This window comes from Pseudomonas sp. GD04091, assembly GCF_029836165.1.
Classification (GTDB): Bacteria; Pseudomonadota; Gammaproteobacteria; order Pseudomonadales; family Pseudomonadaceae; genus Aquipseudomonas.
Genome location: NZ_JAOEBG010000010.1, coordinates 77676 through 93529, shown reverse-complemented (window position 1 = coordinate 93529; position 15854 = coordinate 77676). Strand labels below are relative to the sequence as shown.

The 15854-nt window shown below is 62.6% G+C and carries 16 protein-coding genes; 12 read left to right on the top strand and 4 right to left on the bottom strand.

Annotated elements, in window-relative coordinates:
* Nucleotides 1-36 precede the first annotated feature (36 nt).
* Nucleotides 37-516: an Lrp/AsnC family transcriptional regulator gene (locus N7422_RS14485; protein ID WP_279807163.1), complete on the bottom strand. Its 480-nt coding sequence runs from the start codon at nt 514-516 to the stop codon at nt 37-39.
* A gap of 127 nt (nt 517-643) precedes the next feature.
* Between N7422_RS14485 and N7422_RS14480 the strand changes: the two genes are divergently transcribed.
* Nucleotides 644-1840 (top strand): methionine gamma-lyase, encoded by a 1197-nt coding sequence (locus tag N7422_RS14480; protein ID WP_279807162.1) that lies wholly within the window; start codon nt 644-646, stop codon nt 1838-1840.
* A 24-nt stretch (nt 1841-1864) separates the two neighbouring features.
* The gene (gene mdeB / locus N7422_RS14475) at nt 1865-4555 is read left to right on the top strand and encodes an alpha-ketoglutarate dehydrogenase (protein ID WP_279807161.1); all 2691 of its coding nucleotides are present in this window, start codon (nt 1865-1867) and stop codon (nt 4553-4555) included.
* A gap of 79 nt (nt 4556-4634) precedes the next feature.
* Here mdeB and N7422_RS14470 read toward each other — a convergent pair whose 3' ends face one another.
* Nucleotides 4635-5072 carry a DUF1043 family protein gene (locus tag N7422_RS14470; protein WP_279807160.1) on the bottom strand — a complete coding sequence of 146 codons (438 nt, stop codon included), beginning with the start codon at nt 5070-5072 and terminating at the stop codon, nt 4635-4637.
* Nucleotides 5073-5207: 135 nt separating this feature from the next.
* Between N7422_RS14470 and N7422_RS14465 the strand changes: the two genes are divergently transcribed.
* The 3 genes from N7422_RS14465 (at nt 5208) to zapE (ending at nt 8398) form a co-directional block, all read left to right on the top strand.
* Entirely contained in the window at nt 5208-5843 is a 636-nt protein-coding gene (locus tag N7422_RS14465; RefSeq protein ID WP_279807159.1) for an alpha/beta fold hydrolase, read from the top strand.
* 25 nt (nt 5844-5868) lie between these two features.
* On the top strand, nt 5869-7218 hold the full coding sequence (locus tag N7422_RS14460) for a tryptophan--tRNA ligase (RefSeq protein ID WP_279807158.1): 1350 nt from the start codon (nt 5869-5871) through the stop codon (nt 7216-7218).
* Nucleotides 7219-7303: 85 nt separating this feature from the next.
* The gene (gene zapE / locus N7422_RS14455; protein WP_279807157.1) at nt 7304-8398 is read left to right on the top strand and encodes a cell division protein ZapE; all 1095 of its coding nucleotides are present in this window, start codon (nt 7304-7306) and stop codon (nt 8396-8398) included.
* A 124-nt stretch (nt 8399-8522) separates the two neighbouring features.
* On the opposite strand, the gene N7422_RS14450 is transcribed toward zapE, so the two are convergent.
* Both N7422_RS14450 and N7422_RS14445 read right to left on the bottom strand, forming a co-directional pair.
* Nucleotides 8523-9419 (bottom strand): GlxA family transcriptional regulator, encoded by an 897-nt coding sequence (locus N7422_RS14450; protein WP_173862478.1) that lies wholly within the window; start codon nt 9417-9419, stop codon nt 8523-8525.
* A gap of 269 nt (nt 9420-9688) precedes the next feature.
* The gene (locus tag N7422_RS14445; RefSeq protein WP_279807156.1) at nt 9689-10729 is read right to left on the bottom strand and encodes an NADP(H)-dependent aldo-keto reductase; all 1041 of its coding nucleotides are present in this window, start codon (nt 10727-10729) and stop codon (nt 9689-9691) included.
* A gap of 257 nt (nt 10730-10986) precedes the next feature.
* On the opposite strand from N7422_RS14445, the gene rplM reads away from it, so the two are divergent.
* The 7 genes from rplM (at nt 10987) to N7422_RS14410 (ending at nt 15850) form a co-directional block, all read left to right on the top strand.
* Entirely contained in the window at nt 10987-11415 is a 429-nt protein-coding gene (rplM, locus tag N7422_RS14440) for a 50S ribosomal protein L13 (protein WP_003260798.1), read from the top strand.
* 14 nt (nt 11416-11429) lie between these two features.
* The gene (rpsI, locus tag N7422_RS14435) at nt 11430-11822 is read left to right on the top strand and encodes a 30S ribosomal protein S9 (RefSeq protein WP_003260797.1); all 393 of its coding nucleotides are present in this window, start codon (nt 11430-11432) and stop codon (nt 11820-11822) included.
* A 265-nt stretch (nt 11823-12087) separates the two neighbouring features.
* On the top strand, nt 12088-12681 hold the full coding sequence (petA, locus tag N7422_RS14430; protein WP_279807155.1) for a ubiquinol-cytochrome c reductase iron-sulfur subunit: 594 nt from the start codon (nt 12088-12090) through the stop codon (nt 12679-12681).
* Nucleotides 12681-13892: a cytochrome bc complex cytochrome b subunit gene (locus N7422_RS14425; protein WP_198744442.1), complete on the top strand. Its 1212-nt coding sequence runs from the start codon at nt 12681-12683 to the stop codon at nt 13890-13892. Before petA ends, N7422_RS14425 begins: the two co-directional genes overlap by 1 nt.
* The gene (locus N7422_RS14420; RefSeq protein ID WP_279807154.1) at nt 13892-14671 is read left to right on the top strand and encodes a cytochrome c1; all 780 of its coding nucleotides are present in this window, start codon (nt 13892-13894) and stop codon (nt 14669-14671) included. Before N7422_RS14425 ends, N7422_RS14420 begins: the two co-directional genes overlap by 1 nt.
* 117 nt (nt 14672-14788) lie before the next feature.
* Nucleotides 14789-15412: a glutathione S-transferase N-terminal domain-containing protein gene (locus tag N7422_RS14415; protein WP_279807153.1), complete on the top strand. Its 624-nt coding sequence runs from the start codon at nt 14789-14791 to the stop codon at nt 15410-15412.
* A 12-nt stretch (nt 15413-15424) separates the two neighbouring features.
* Nucleotides 15425-15850, top strand: a complete 426-nt coding sequence (locus N7422_RS14410) for a ClpXP protease specificity-enhancing factor (RefSeq protein WP_279807152.1) — start codon at nt 15425-15427, stop codon at nt 15848-15850.
* The last annotated feature ends 4 nt before the right edge of the window (nt 15851-15854 follow it).

Below are 15854 nucleotides of genomic sequence, written 5' to 3'. Positions count from 1 at the left end.
CCGATGGGCGCCAGAGGGGGCGGGCGCAGCGCTGCCTCAGATGTGTTTTTCCGACACGGGAATCACCCGCCGTTCCTTCACCGCCTTGTACGAAAAACTCGAATAGATCTCTTTCACCCCCGGCAACCGCTGCAGCACTTCCCGGGTGAACTCCCCGAACGACTCCAGATCCCTCGCCAGGATCTCCAGCAGAAAGTCATAGCGTCCCGAGATGTTGTGGCACGCGACGATCTCAGGGATCTCCATCAGCCGCCGCTCGAACGCCAGGGCGATCTCCTTGGTGTGCGAATCCATCATGATGCTGACGAACGCGGTCACGCCGAAGCCCAGTGATTTAGGCGAAAGAATGGCCTGGTAACCGGTGATGTAGCCGTCGTCCTCCAGCAGCTTGACCCGTCGCCAACAGGGCGAGGTGGTCAGGGCGACCTGGTCGGCGAGTTCGGAAACGGTGAGACGGGCGTTGTCCTGCAGGGCGGCGAGCAGGGCGCGGTCGGTGCGGTCGAGTGACGAAGGCATATCTTGCCCTCCAGGCGATATTTTTGTTGTTTTTCTTTCAATAACGACGGCATTACGTGGGCAACTTTGGAAAAAACGTGGCAGCCCGGTGGCATAAGCTTATAGCAAACCACAAGAGGCTGTTGCCATGCGCGACTCCAACAACAACACCGGTTTTTCCACGCGGGCCATCCACCATGGCTATGACCCGCTGTCCCATGGCGGCGCGTTGGTGCCGCCGGTCTATCAGACCGCCACCTATGCCTTTCCTACGGTGGAATACGGTGCCGCCTGTTTCGCAGGTGAAGAGCCTGGGCACTTCTACAGCCGCATCTCCAACCCGACCCTGGCCCTGCTGGAGCAGCGCATGGCCTCGCTCGAAGGCGGCGAGGCCGGGCTGGCACTGGCCTCGGGCATGGGCGCCATCACCGCCACGCTGTGGACCCTGCTGCGCCCGGGTGACGAGCTGATCGTCGGCAGTACCCTGTATGGCTGCACCTTCGCCTACCTGCACCACGGCATCGGCGAGTTCGGCGTGAAGATCCGCCATGTCGACCTCAACGACATCCCGGCACTGAAGGCCGCGATAACGCCGAAGACCCGCATGATCTATTTCGAAACACCGGCCAATCCGAACATGCAATTGGTGGATATCGCCGCGGTGGTCGATACCGTGCGCGGCCACGACCTCTGCATCGTGGTCGACAACACCTACTGCACGCCATATTTGCAGCGCCCGCTGGAGCAGGGGGTGGACCTGGTGGTGCATTCGGCCACCAAGTACCTGTCCGGGCATGGCGATATCACCGCCGGCCTGGTGGTCGGGCGCAAGGCGTTGATCGACCGCATCCGCCTGGAAGGGCTCAAGGACATGACCGGCGCGGTGCTGTCGCCCCACGACGCTTCGCTGCTGATGCGCGGCATCAAGACCCTGGCCCTGCGCATGGACCGCCACTGCGCCAACGCCCGCCAGGTTGCCGAGTACCTGGAGCGCCAGCCGCAGGTCGAGTTGTTGCACTACCCAGGCCTGCCATCTTTTCCGCAATACGCGCTGGCCCAGCGGCAGATGCGTCTGCCAGGTGGGATGATCGCCTTCGAGCTGAAGGGTGGGATCGAGGCGGGTCGACGCTTCATGAATGCCCTGCAACTGTTCAGCCGCGCGGTGAGCCTGGGGGATGCCGAATCGCTGGCCCAGCACCCGGCGAGCATGACCCATTCCAGCTATACCCAGCAGGAGCGTGCCGATCACGGTATCTCGGAAGGGTTGGTACGTCTGTCGGTGGGCCTGGAGGACATCGACGACCTGCTCGCCGACATCAGCCAGGCCTTGAAGGCCTGTGCCTGAACTGCCACGGACGAGGCCTGCGCGATGGTAGCGATGATGAAACCGAACGAGCCGCTGACTGCCCTAGATGCGGTCCTGGACAGTGACCCCGCCGAAACGGCCGAATGGTGCCAGGCGTTGGAGTCGACCCTGGCTCATTGCGGGCCGGCGCGAGCGCGGTATCTTCTGCAACGCCTGCACGCCCATGCCCTGGAACTGGGCCTGGAGCGCGACGCCCAGGCCTTTTCGGCGTACCGCAACACCTTGCCCGTGGAGCAGCAGGGCGCCTACCCCGGCGATCTGGAACTGGACGAGCGGATCACCGCCATCCTACGCTGGAATGCCCTGGCCATGGTGGTGCGGGCCAACCATGCCTATGGCGAGCTGGGCGGGCACATCGCCAGCTACGCTTCGGCGGCGGAGATCTTCGAGGTCGGCTTCCAGCACTTTTTCCGTGGTGAAAGAGGCATGGCGCGGCGTACCGCCGACCTGGTGTTCTTCCAGCCCCACTCGGCCCCTGGCATCTATGCCCGTGCGTTTCTCGAAGGGCGCCTCAGTGAAGAGCAGTTGGCCAATTACCGTCAGGAGGTTGCCGGCAACGGTTTGTGCTCTTATCCACATCCGTGGCTGATGCCCGATTTCTGGCAGTTCCCCACCGGGTCCATGGGTATCGGCCCGCTCAATGCGATCTACCAGGCGCGGTTCATGCGCTACCTGCAGCATCGTGGACTGCTCGACACGTCGGATCGTCATGTGTGGGGCGTGTTCGGCGATGGCGAGATGGACGAGCCCGAATCCACCGCAGGCTTGACCCTGGCGGCGCGCGAAGGCCTGGACAACCTGACCTTCATCGTCAACTGCAACCTGCAGCGCCTGGATGGTCCGGTACGTGGCAACGGCCAGATCATCCAGGAACTGGAGGCGCTGTTCAGCGGTGCTGGCTGGAATGTGATCAAGGTGCTGTGGGGCTCGGAGTGGGATGCCTTGTTCGCCCGCGACCATGAGCATGCGCTGTTGCGCCAGTTGGCGGCGACGCCGGACGGGCAGTTCCAGACCCTCGGCGCCAAGGACGGTCGTTACAACCTCGAACACTTCTTCAACCAGAGCCCTGCCTTGCAACAGCTGGTGGCGCACATGAGCGCTGAGCAGATCAATGCCCTCAAGCGTGGCGGCCACGATTTTCGCAAGCTGCACGCCGCCTATGCCGCCGCCAAGGCGTGCAAGGGCCGGCCGACGGTGATCCTGGCCAAGACCAAGAAGGGCTATGGCATGAGCGCCGCCGGGGAGTCGCGGATGACCGCGCACCAGGCCAAGAAGCTCGATGTGCAGGCGCTGCTGGCCTTCCGTGATCGCTTCCACCTGCCGCTGTCGGACGAGGCGGTCGAGCAGTTGCGCTTCTACCGGCCTGCCGAGGACAGCCCGGAAATGGTCTACCTGCGCCAGCGCCGTGAGGCGCTCGACGGGCCGTTGCCGATGCGGCGCAGTGACTGTGCCAGCTTGCCCGTGCCGGATCTCGACACCTTCGCCGGCTTTGCCCTGCGTGCCGAGCACAAGGAGATGTCCACCACCATGGCGGCGGTGCGCCTGCTCGGCAACTGGCTCAAGGCTCCCGGGCTGGGGCCGCGGGTGGTGCCGATCGTCGCGGACGAGGCGCGCACGTTCGGCATGGCCAGCCTGTTCCGCCAGATCGGCATCTATTCGCCCCAGGGACAATGCTACGAGCCGGAAGATGCCGGTTCGCTGCTGGTCTACAAGGAGTCGCGCGATGGCCAGCTTCTGGAGGAAGGTATCACCGAGGCTGGGGCGATCTCGTCGTGGATCGCGGCGGCGACCGCCTATGCGATGCATGGCGAGCCAATGCTGCCGGTGTACATCTATTACTCGATGTTCGGCTTCCAGCGGGTCGGCGACCTGATCTGGGCCGCCGCCGACCAGCGCGCCCGTGGCCTGCTGCTCGGCGCCACGGCCGGGCGTACCACGTTGGGTGGCGAAGGGCTGCAGCACCAGGACGGCTCCAGCCTGGTCATGGCCGCGATGGTGCCTAACTGTCGGGCGTGGGATCCGTGTTTCGCCGGCGAGCTGGCGGTGATCCTCGATCATGCCGCGCGGCGCATGCTGGTGGAGCAGCGGGACGAGTTCCACTACGTGGCGGTTATGAATGAAAACTATCCACAACCATCATTGCCAGACGAGGTGCGTGAGGACGTGTTGCAGGGCATGTATCGGTATACCCGGCAGCAGGCGGCGAGCCCGCGAGCCGAAGTGCGGTTGTTGGGATCGGGCACGATCCTGCGCGAGGTGATTGCTGCCGGTGAGCTGCTGTCGAGCGACTGGCAGGTCGACTGCGAAGTATTCAGCGTCACCAGTTTCAGCGAACTGGCGCGTGGCGCGCGAGATGCGGATCGGACAGGCATGGCGGGGGGCGATGCGGAGTGCCATCTGCGACGTTGCCTGTCGGGCGGCGCGCCGGTGATCGCTGCCAGCGACTATGTGCGCGCCTGGCCGCAGTTGATCGCCGAGTATGTGAACGCGCCGTTCATCAGCCTGGGGACCGATGGCTTCGGGCGCAGCGACACGCGTCGGCAGTTGCGACGGTTCTTCGAGGTGGACCGGCATGCGGTGGTGATGGCGGCGTTGTACGGGCTGGTGCGCCAGGGCGTGCTGCCGGCGGATGTGCTGGAGCAGGCGAGGGGGCGTTACGGGATCGGCGAGGAGGGAGCGGCCTGGTATCGGTGAGGTGACCTGTGTCGGCCGGTATCGCGGAACAAAGCCCGCAAAAAAGGCCTCTTTCGAGGCCTTTTTCATGTCATTCGACTCAACGCTTGAGCCCGTAGCTTTCATCGAGCATGCCCGGCGAATTCGGCGCCTTCGGCGCGTAGTCACGCGGTACTTCGGCGGTGTCCTTCGGTGGCGTCAGGCGATCGCGTGGGCCTTGTGCCGTTTCCGAGTGCAACGCGGCCAGCAGGCGTTGGCGGGTCAACTCGTCCAGGGCCAGACGGTTGGCGCCATCGGCCAGATGGTCCTGGACGTCCTGGTAGCTCTGGGTCAGTTTCTTGACCAGCGAAGCGGTGCTGTTGAAGTGGGTGACCACCTCGTTCTGGTAATTGTCGAAGCGCTGCTGGATGTCATCCAGCTGGCGTTGGGTGTTGCTCGGTGCCGCGTTGGGCAGCAGGCGGGCCAGCGCGAAACCGACGACGACGCCGACTGCCAGGGCCAGGGTCGGCAGCAACCAAACAAGGAGCGAGTGTTCCACGAGTCCTTCCTCTATAAACGGCTTTGCTTTACGTTAACGGCTCAGACCTGCGCTGTATACCGCGAGCGATCGCAAATCAGAACAGAATTCCTCAGCTAGACGAGTCGACCCTCCTCGAGGTCACGGAGTAGTGCCTTGCTTATCCGCGAAACACCCTTGTTCATCGATGGCCCGTGTGGCCAGCTGGAAGCCTTGTACCTGGACGTGGCCGATGCCCGTGGCGCGGTGCTGATCTGTCACCCCAACCCGGTCCAGGGCGGCACCATGCTCAACAAGGTGGTTTCGACCCTGCAGCGTACCGCCCGTGACGCCGGTTATGTCACGTTGCGCTTCAACTACCGCGGTGTCGGCCAGAGCGCCGGCAGCCACGACATGGGCGCCGGCGAAGTGGACGATGCCGAAGCCGCCGCTGCCTGGCTGCGCCAGCAACATCCGGAGCTGCCATTGGTCCTGATGGGCTTTTCCTTCGGCGGTTTCGTCGCCGCCAGCCTGGGCGGGCGCCTGGAGGCGGGCGGTGTCGAGCTGCGGCAGCTGTTCATGATTGCCCCGGCGGTGATGCGCCTGACGGCACAGTTCCCGCTGCCCGAGCGCGCTGCCCTCACCATCGTGCAGCCGGACACCGATGAAGTGGTCGACCCGCAGTTGGTTTACGACTGGTCCGACACCCTGTCGCGCCCCCATGAGCTGCTGAAAGTGGCAGAATGCGGACACTTCTTCCATGGCAAGCTGACCGATCTGAAGGATCTGCTGCTGCCGCGCCTTTCGAACTGAGCCAAGCCTGAATAAGCGAACACCCATGACCACGCGCATTCTTACCGGTATCACCACCACCGGCACCCCGCACCTGGGCAACTATGCCGGCGCCATCCGCCCGGCGATCCTCGCCAGCCAGCAACCCGGTGTCGACTCGTTCTACTTCCTGGCCGACTACCATGCCCTGATCAAGTGCGACGACCCGCAGCGCATCCAGCGCTCGCGCCTGGAAATCGCCGCCACCTGGCTGGCTGGCGGCCTGGATCCGCACAAGGTCACCTTCTACCGTCAGTCCGACATCCCCGAAATCCCGGAACTGACCTGGCTGCTGACCTGCGTCGCCGCCAAAGGCCTGCTCAATCGCGCCCACGCCTACAAGGCTTCGGTGGACAAGAACGTCGAAGCCGGCGAAGACCCGGACGCCGGCGTGACCATGGGCCTGTTCAGCTACCCGGTGCTGATGGCCGCCGACATCCTGATGTTCAACGCCAACAAGGTGCCGGTCGGCCGCGACCAGATCCAGCACGTGGAAATGGCCCGCGACATCGGTCAGCGCTTCAACCACCTGTTCGGCCAGGGCAAGGATTTCTTCGCCCTGCCGGAGGCGGTGATCGAGGAAAGCGTGGCCACCTTGCCGGGCCTGGACGGTCGCAAGATGTCCAAGAGCTACGACAACACCATCCCGCTGTTCACCAGCGCCAAGGACATGAAGGACGCGATCTCGCGCATCGTCACCGATTCCAAGGCCCCGGGCGAGGCGAAGGATCCGGACAATGCGCACCTGTTCACCCTGTTCCAGGCCTTCTCGACGCCGACCCAATGTGCCGAGTTCCGCGAAGAGCTGCTGCAGGGCCTGGGCTGGGGCGAGGCCAAGCAGCGTCTGTTCCAGCTGCTCGACGGCCAGCTGGCCGAGAAGCGCGAGCACTATCACCAGCTGATCTCGCGTCCGTCGGACCTCGAGGACATCCTCCTGGCTGGCGCCGCCAAGGCCCGCAAGATCGCCACCCCGTTCCTCGAGCAGCTGCGCGAGGCGGTCGGCCTGCGTTCGTTCCGCACCACCGTGCAGGCCAACACCGAGGTAAAGAAGAAAGCTGCCAAGAGCGCCCGCTTCGTCAGCTTCCGTGACGAGGATGGCAGCTTCCGCTTCCGCCTGCTGGCTGCCGACGGCGAGCAACTGCTGCTGTCGCGCAGCTTCGCCGATGGCAAGAGCGCGGGCGCCGTGAGCAAGCAGCTGCAGCAGGGGGGCGAAGCCGATGTGCGTGTCGAAGGCTTGAGCTTCTCGCTCTGGCTGGACGGCGAGCAGGTGGCCGAAGGGCCTGAGTTTGACGCTGCCGAATCCCGTGATGCGGCCATTCTCAGCCTGCGCGAGGCACTGGCGCCACAAGCGGACTGAGGCATTACGTCGCAAGTCTGATTGCCATCAAGCGGGCCGGTCGCTACAGTGACGGCCCGTTTTTTGTTGCCTCGCTAACGAAATCATGACGCCCCTAGAACGATACCAAGCAGATCTGAAACGTCCCGACTTCTTCCATGACGCGGCGCAGGAAACTGCAGTGCGTCACCTGCAGCGCCTGTACGACGACCTGGTGCATGCGCAGAACAACAAGCCGGGCGTGTTCGGCAAGCTGTTCGGCAAGAAGGAGCAGACGCCGGTCAAGGGCCTGTACTTCTGGGGCGGGGTAGGGCGAGGCAAGACCTATCTGGTCGACACCTTCTACGAAGCGCTGCCGTTCAAGCAGAAGATGCGCACGCACTTCCACCGCTTCATGAAGCGTGTGCATGAGGAAATGAAGACCCTCAAGGGCGAGAAGAACCCGCTGACCATCATCGCCAAGCGCTTCAGCGAAGAGGCCAAGGTGATCTGCTTCGACGAGTTCTTCGTGTCTGACATCACCGACGCCATGATCCTCGGCACCCTGATGGAAGAGCTGTTCAAGAACGGCGTGTCGCTGGTTGCCACCTCCAACATCGTCCCGGACGGCCTGTACAAGGACGGCTTGCAGCGCGCGCGCTTCCTGCCGGCCATCGCCATGATCAAGCAGTACACCGATGTGGTGAACGTCGACAGCGGCGTGGACTATCGCCTGCGCCACCTCGAGCAGGCCGAGCTGTTCCACTTCCCGCTCAACGAGGCGGCGCATGAAAGCATGCGCGCCAGCTTCAAGGCGCTGACCCCGGAATGCACCCAGGCCGTCGAGAACGACGTGCTGATGATCGAGAACCGTCCGATCCATGCTCTGCGCACCTGCGACGACGTCGCCTGGTTCGACTTCCGCGCCCTGTGCGACGGGCCGCGCAGCCAGAACGACTACATCGAGCTGGGCAAGATCTTCCACGCCGTGCTGCTGAGCAACGTCGAGCAGATGGGCGTGGCCACCGACGATATCGCCCGCCGCTTCATCAATATGGTCGACGAGTTCTACGACCGTAACGTGAAGTTGATCATCTCGGCTGAGGTGGAGCTCAAGGACCTGTATACCGGTGGCCGCCTGAGCTTCGAGTTCCAGCGCACCCTGAGCCGGTTGCTGGAGATGCAGTCCCACGAGTTCCTGTCGCGGGCACACAAGCCGTAAGCGACTGAAGGCAGGGGCCGCTTCGCGCCCCATCGCTGGCAAGCCAGCTCCCACAGCTACGGCGTACGCGGTCGATGTGGGAGCCGGCTTGCCAGCGATGGGGCGCGAAGCGGCCCTTTTACGTTCAGGCCTCTTGCATGAACTGCTGTCGATACTGGTTCGGCGACAGCTCGGTATGCTGGCGGAACAGCCGGGCGAAGAAGCTCGCGTCGTCGTATCCCACCTCGTAGCTGATGGTCTTGATGCTCTTGCGCGTGCTCGACAGCAGGCCCTTGGCGGTCTCGATGCGCAGGCGCTGCAGGTAGTGCAGCGGCTTGTCGCCGGTGGCGCTCTGGAACCTGCGCATGAAATTGCGAATGCTCATGCCATGGTTACGGGCCACGTCCTCGAAGCGGAACTTGTCGGCGAAGTGCTCCTCGAGCCAGTGCTGGATCTGCAGGATGATCAGGTCCTGATGCAGCTTCTGGCCGCCGAAGCCCATGCGCCCCGGGGTGTAGCTGCGCTGCACCTCGTAGAGGATGTCGCGGGCCACAGCCCGGGCGACGTTGGCGCCGCAGAAACGCTCGATCAGGTAGATGTACAGGTCGCACGCTGACGTGGTGCCGCCGGCACAGTACAGGTTGTCGGCGTCGGTCAGGTGCTTGTCCTGGTTCAGGCGGATCTTCGGGAAACGCTCGGCAAAGCTGCTGAAGAAGCGCCAGTAGGTGGTTGCCTCCTTGCCGTCGAGCAGGCCGGATTCGGCCAGCCAGAACACGCCACTGGCCTCGGCGCACAGCACCGCGCCGCGGGCGTGTTGCTCGCGCAGCCAGGGCAGGACCTGGGGATAGCGTTGCAGCAGGTTGTCGAAGTCGTCCCAGAAGGCCGGGAGGATGATCACATCGGCGTCGTTCAGCCCGCTGTCGACCGGCAACTGCACATTGCTGAAACTGTCCACCGGCAGGCCGTCCGGGCTCACCAGGCCGATCTCGAACATCGGCTGCAGGCCCAGGCCCAGCTGCTTGCTGTAGCGCAGGCTGGCCAGGTGGAAGAAATCCTTGGCCTGCATCAGTGTCGAAGCGAACACCTTGTCAATGGCCAGGATGCTGACGCGCCGCAAGGACGCGGAGGGTTGGGTAAACATCATTGTCATTGTTCTTATAAGGGATAGTGGTCAATCACCGGCTGGATCGTCTTATTTTTTGGCGATTGTGTCTACCCCGCCAAAGTACGATCCCCATCGCGGGGCAAGCCCACCCCCACGCTGTTGCGCGGAGGCGTGGGAGCGGGCTTGCCCCGCGATGGGGCGCCAGCTCAAGGCGCCGGGTTCGGCTGCTCCTGATGCACCGCCTCGATCGCCGCCAGCAATTCGTCGCTCAGCGTCAGCGCCTGGCTGTCGATGTTGCTCTGCAATTGCTCCACCGTGGTCGCGCCGAGAATATTGCTGGTCACGAACGGCTGGCGGGTGACGAACGCCAGGGCCATCTGCGCCGGGTCCAGTCCATGCTCGCGGGCCAACTGCACGTAGCGGCTGCAGGCCGCCACGGTTTGCGGGTTGGAATAGCGCGCGAAGCGGCTGAACAGGCTCAGGCGGGCATTGGCCGGGCGGGCGCCGTTCTCGTATTTGCCTGACAGCATGCCGAAGGCCAGTGGCGAGTAGGCCAACAGGCCGCACTGTTCGCGAATGGCCACCTCTGCCAGGCCCACCTCGAAGCTGCGGTTGAGCAGGTTGTAGGGGTTCTGGATCGATACCGCCCGGGGCCATCCGCGGATTTCGGCCAGGTGCAGGAACTTCAGGGTGCCCCACGGCGTTTCGTTGGACAGGCCGACATGACGGATCTTGCCGGCGCGCACCTGCTCGTCGAGCACCTCCAGGGTTTCCTCCAATGGCGTGAAGAGATCCTGCGGCAGATGCTGGTAACCGAGCTTGCCGAAGAAATTGGTGCTGCGTTCGGGCCAGTGCAGCTGGTACAGGTCGATGCGATCGGTCTGCAGGCGTTTCAGGCTTTCGTCGAGCGCCGCGACGATGTGCTGGCGATTGTGCTTGAGCTGGCCGTCGCGGATGTGGCTGATGCCGTTGCCGGGTCCGGCGACCTTGCTGGCGAGGATCCAGTCATCACGGTCGCCGTTGGCGGCGAACCAGTTGCCGATGATGCGCTCGGTGGCGGCGTAGGTTTCCGGGCGTGGCGGCACCGGGTACATCTCAGCGGTGTCGATGAAGTTGATGCCGCTGGCCTTGGCCAGGGCGATCTGGGCGAAGGCCTGGTCCTGGGTGTTCTGCTCGCCCCAGGTCATGGTGCCCAGGCACAGGGCGCTGACGTGGAGGTCGGTACGACCGAGCTTGCGGTATTCCATCGGGAAGACGCTCCGTGGCAAAGAGGTCCATAAAAGCAGGTTGAAATTTTTCCTGCAATCTGGATAATTCGGCACCTCTCCGTGTGGCGGAAGTGATGCACCACCACAAAGGGGAACCCTTGTCGAACATTGGCGTGCCCGACCCGAGCCCCCAAAAGCGTCAGCGTTCGGCTGCGCGCTTGCCCTTGGCAAGCCGTGCACTATCCAGTAAGATTCGCCGTCTATTTTTCGCTGGGCGGCCTCTGAGGCTTTAGAGAATGAAAACTTTTACTGCTAAACCGGAAACAGTAAAGCGCGAGTGGTTCGTAGTCGACGCCGCTGGTCAGACCCTGGGTCGTCTGGCTACCGAAATCGCTAGCCGCCTGCGTGGCAAGCACAAGCCAGAATACACCCCTCACGTTGACACCGGCGACTACATCGTCGTCATCAACGCCGAGCAGGTTCGTGTGACTGGTGCCAAGTCTTCCGACAAGATGTACTACTCCCACTCCGGCTTCCCGGGCGGTATCAAGGAAATCAACTTCGAGAAGTTGATCGCCAAGGCCCCTGAGCGTGTCATCGAAACCGCGGTCAAAGGCATGCTGCCGAAGAACCCGCTGGGTCGCGACATGTACCGCAAGCTGAAAGTGTACGCGGGTGCTGCTCACCCTCACACTGCTCAGCAGCCTCAAGAACTGAAGATCTAACGGGATAGTTCATTATGTCGGCGACTCAAAACTACGGCACTGGCCGTCGCAAGACCGCAACCGCTCGCGTTTTCCTGCGTCCTGGTACCGGTAACATCTCCATCAACAACCGTTCCCTGGACGTGTTCTTCGGCCGCGAAACCGCTCGCATGGTTGTTCGCCAGCCGCTGGAACTGACCGAGACCGTTGAGAAGTTCGACATCTACGTCACCGTTTCCGGTGGTGGTGTCAGCGGTCAGGCCGGTGCGATCCGCCACGGCATCACCCGCGCCCTGATGGAATACGACGAAACCCTGCGTGGCGCTCTGCGTCGTGCTGGTTACGTCACCCGCGACGCTCGTGAAGTCGAGCGTAAGAAAGTGGGTCTGCGTAAAGCGCGTAAGCGTCCTCAGTACTCCAAGCGTTAATACCGCTTCGGCAGTCGAGAGAAGCCCGGTTCCTTTTTGGAACCGGGCTTTTTTTATGTCTTGAACTAACCTCTCTGTCAGTCCGTGGCCGTTTGTCGCATAGACACAGATCAAGCAAAGCGAGGGTTGTGGCCCGACGAGCGGGTAATCACCTTGTCAGTGTGTGGATTTGTTTCTTACCATGACGACCAAATTTTGGTGCCACAGACATACCTAAGTAGATGCCTGTTCAAACAGGCCAAGCAAGCTGATGGGAGAGGACTGAATGAGCAATGACGGCGTCAACGCAGGCCGGCGCCGCTTCCTCGTAGCCGCGACATCCGTGGTCGGGGCAGCGGGAGCAGTGGGGGCTGCGGTACCGTTCGTGGGGTCATGGTTTCCCAGTGCCAAGGCGAAAGCCGCAGGGGCACCGGTGAAGGTCAACATTGCCAAGGTCGAGCCCGGGCAACAGATGGTGGCCGAGTGGCGCGGCCAGCCGGTATTCATCGTGCGGCGAACGGACGAAATCCTCGCCAATCTGAAAAAGATCGAAGGTGACTTGTCCGACCCGCAATCCAAGGCGTCGGTGCAGCCGACCTATGTCGACCCCGAGGTTCGCTCGATCAAACCCGAGATTCTCATTCTGGTCGGCCTGTGCACGCACCTGGGCTGCTCGCCGACGTTCCGTCCTGAAGTGGCGCCGGCCGACCTTGGGCCGAAATGGGTGGGCGGCTACTTCTGCCCTTGCCACGGCTCCCACTACGACCTGGCTGGCCGTGTCTACAAATCCCAGCCGGCGCCTCTCAACCTGCCAGTGCCACCGCACTCGTACGAGTCGGACGAAATCATCGTCATCGGCGTCGATCAGGAGAACGCATGATGAGCAAGTTCATGGAGTGGATCGATGCGCGCTTCCCCGCCACGAAGATGTGGGAAGACCATCTGAGCAAGTATTACGCGCCCAAGAACTTTAACTTCCTGTACTTCTTCGGCTCCCTGGCATTGCTGGTGCTGGTCAACCAGATCGTCACCGGCGTGTGGTTGACCATGAGTTTCACCCCCTCGGCGGAAGAGGCATTCGCTTCGGTCGAGTACATCATGCGCGACGTCGAGTACGGCTGGATCCTGCGCTACCTGCATTCCACTGGCGCCTCGGCGTTCTTCATCGTCGTCTACCTGCACATGTTCCGCGGGCTGCTCTACGGCTCCTACCAGAAGCCACGTGAACTGGTCTGGCTGTTCGGCATGCTGATCTACCTGGCGCTGATGGCCGAGGCCTTCATGGGCTATCTGCTGCCGTGGGGCCAGATGTCCTACTGGGGTGCCCAGGTGATCATCTCGCTGTTCGGTGCGATCCCGGTCATCGGTGATGACCTGACCCAGTGGATCCGTGGCGACTACCTGATTTCGGGTATCACCTTGAACCGCTTCTTCGCGTTGCATGTGGTGGCCCTGCCGATCGTGATCCTCGGCCTGGTGGTGCTGCACATCCTGGCGCTGCACGAAGTCGGGTCGAACAACCCCGATGGTGTGGACATCAAGAAGAAAAAGGACGAGAACGGCATCCCGCTGGATGGCATCCCATTCCACCCGTACTACACCGTCAAGGACATTGTCGGCGTGGTGGTTTTCCTCTTCGTGTTCTGTGCCGTGGTGTTCTTCTTCCCGGAAATGGGTGGCTACTTCCTGGAGAAACCGAACTTCGAGCAGGCCAACGCCTTCAAGACGCCTGAGCACATCGCGCCGGTGTGGTACTTCACGCCGTTCTACGCGATCCTGCGCGCGGTGCCTGACAAGCTGTTCGGGGTCATCGCCATGGGCGCGGCGATCGCCGTGCTGTTCGTGTTGCCCTGGCTCGATCGCAGCCCTGTGCGCTCCATGCGCTACAAGGGCTGGCTGAGCAAGATCTGGTTGCTGGTGTTCTGCGTGTCCTTCGTCATCCTTGGCGTGCTGGGCGTACTGGCGCCAACCCCGGGGCGTACCTTGCTGTCGCAGGTGTGCACGGTGTTGTACTTCGCCTACTTCCTGCTGATGCCGTTCTACACAAGGCTCGAGAAGACCAAACCGGTTCCGGAAAGGGTGACTGGCTGATGAAAAAGTTGATTGCAGTATGCTTGCTGGCACTGATGCCTAGCCTGTCGTTCGCCGCCGAACATGGCCTGGAGCTGGACAAGGTCGATATCGACCTGGCCGACAAGGCCGCCATGCAGGATGGCGCGCGCACCTTCGCCAACTATTGCATGGGGTGCCACAGTGCCAAGTTCCAACGCTATGAGCGGGTGGCCGATGATCTGGGCATTCCTCACGAGCTGATGCTCGAGAACCTGGTGTTCACGGGCGCCAAGATTGGCGACCACATGAAGATCGGCATGCAGCCGAACGATGCCAAGACCTGGTTCGGCGCGGCGCCGCCCGACCTGACCCTGGTCGCCCGGGTGCGTGGCAACGACTGGCTGTACACCTACCTGCGCAGCTTCTACGAGGACAAGACGCGGCCTTACGGGGTGAACAACAAGGTTTTCCCCAACGTCGGCATGCCCAACGTGCTGGTTGGCCTGCAGGGCAACCAGGTGATCGGCTGCAAGCAGGTGCAGACCGTGGTCGATGGCAAGAAGCAGTTCGACCCGCTGACCGGTAGCCCGCTGACCCATGAAGCGTGCGACCAGCTGACCGTGGAGGAGAAATCCGGTACCCTGACGGCCGAGCAGTTCGACGAGAAGGTCAAGAACCTGGTGACCTTCCTGGCCTATTCGGCCAACCCGGTCAAACTGGAAAGTCAGCGCATCGGTACCTATGTGTTGCTGTACCTGGCTTTCTTCTTCGTTTTCGCCTATTTGCTCAAGCGCGAATACTGGAAGGACGTGCACTGATCACGCAGTAGTTTCTGGTAGTTGAACGCGCCCGGGGTGACCCAGCAATAATGCTGGGTCACCCCGGGCGCGTTTTCATTTACAGTTTTACAAGCATCCCGTGCGAGGAGGCGCTACATGGGCGCGACCAACAGGTTAGCCTGCTATTCCGACCCCGCTGATCATTACTCCCATCGGGTTCGCCTGGTGCTCGCCGAGAAAGGCGTCGCCGTGCAGATCATCGATGTTGTCGCTGATCGCCTGCCGCCCAAGCTGGTTGAAGTGAACCCTTACGGCAGCCTGCCGACCTTGGTGGACCGCGACCTGGCGCTGTACGAATCGACCGTGGTCATGGAGTACCTCGAGGAGCGTTACCCGCATCCCGCGCTGATGCCGGTGTACCCGGTGGCGCGTGGCAACAGCCGCCTGCTGATACACCGTATCCAGCGCGACTGGTGCAGCCTGGCTGACACCGTGCTCGATGCGCGCAACAGCGATGCGGCGCGGGCCCAGGCACGCAAGGAGTTGCGTGAGAGCCTGACTGGAGTGGCGCCGTTGTTCGGCGAAATGCCTTGCTTCATGAGTGAGGAGCAAAGCCTGGTCGATTGCTGTCTACTGCCTATCCTCTGGCGATTGCCGGTGATGGGTATCGAATTGCCGCGGCAGGCCAAGCCGCTGCTGGAATACATGGAGCGACAGTTCGCCCGCGAGCCCTTCCAGGCGAGCCTGTCCGCTACTGAACGTGAAATGCGCAAGGTTTAAAAGGAGCCGTTGATGAACTCCAGTCGCCCCTATCTGGTTCGCGCGCTGTACGAGTGGATCGTCGACAACGATTGCACCCCCCACATGCTGGTCAATGCCGAGTATCCGGCGGTCCAGGTGCCTCAAGGTTTCGCCAGTGATGGCCAGATCGTTCTCAATATCTCGCCCAGCGCCGTGCGCAATCTGCACATGGACAACGAGGCGGTGAGCTTCGAGGGCCGCTTTGGTGGTGTCGCGCACTCGTTGTACGTGCCGGTCGGCGCCATCCTGGGTATTTACGCTCGGGAGAATGGCCAGGGCATGGTCTTCGAGCTCGAGCCGCCGCTCGAGGATGAACTCGAGGACGACAGCCTCGAACCGGATGACGAGGGTCCGCCCGAGGGTGGTGGCCAGCCGCCGCGCCCCAGCGGTCGGCCCAGCCTCAAGGTGGTCAAGTAACGAA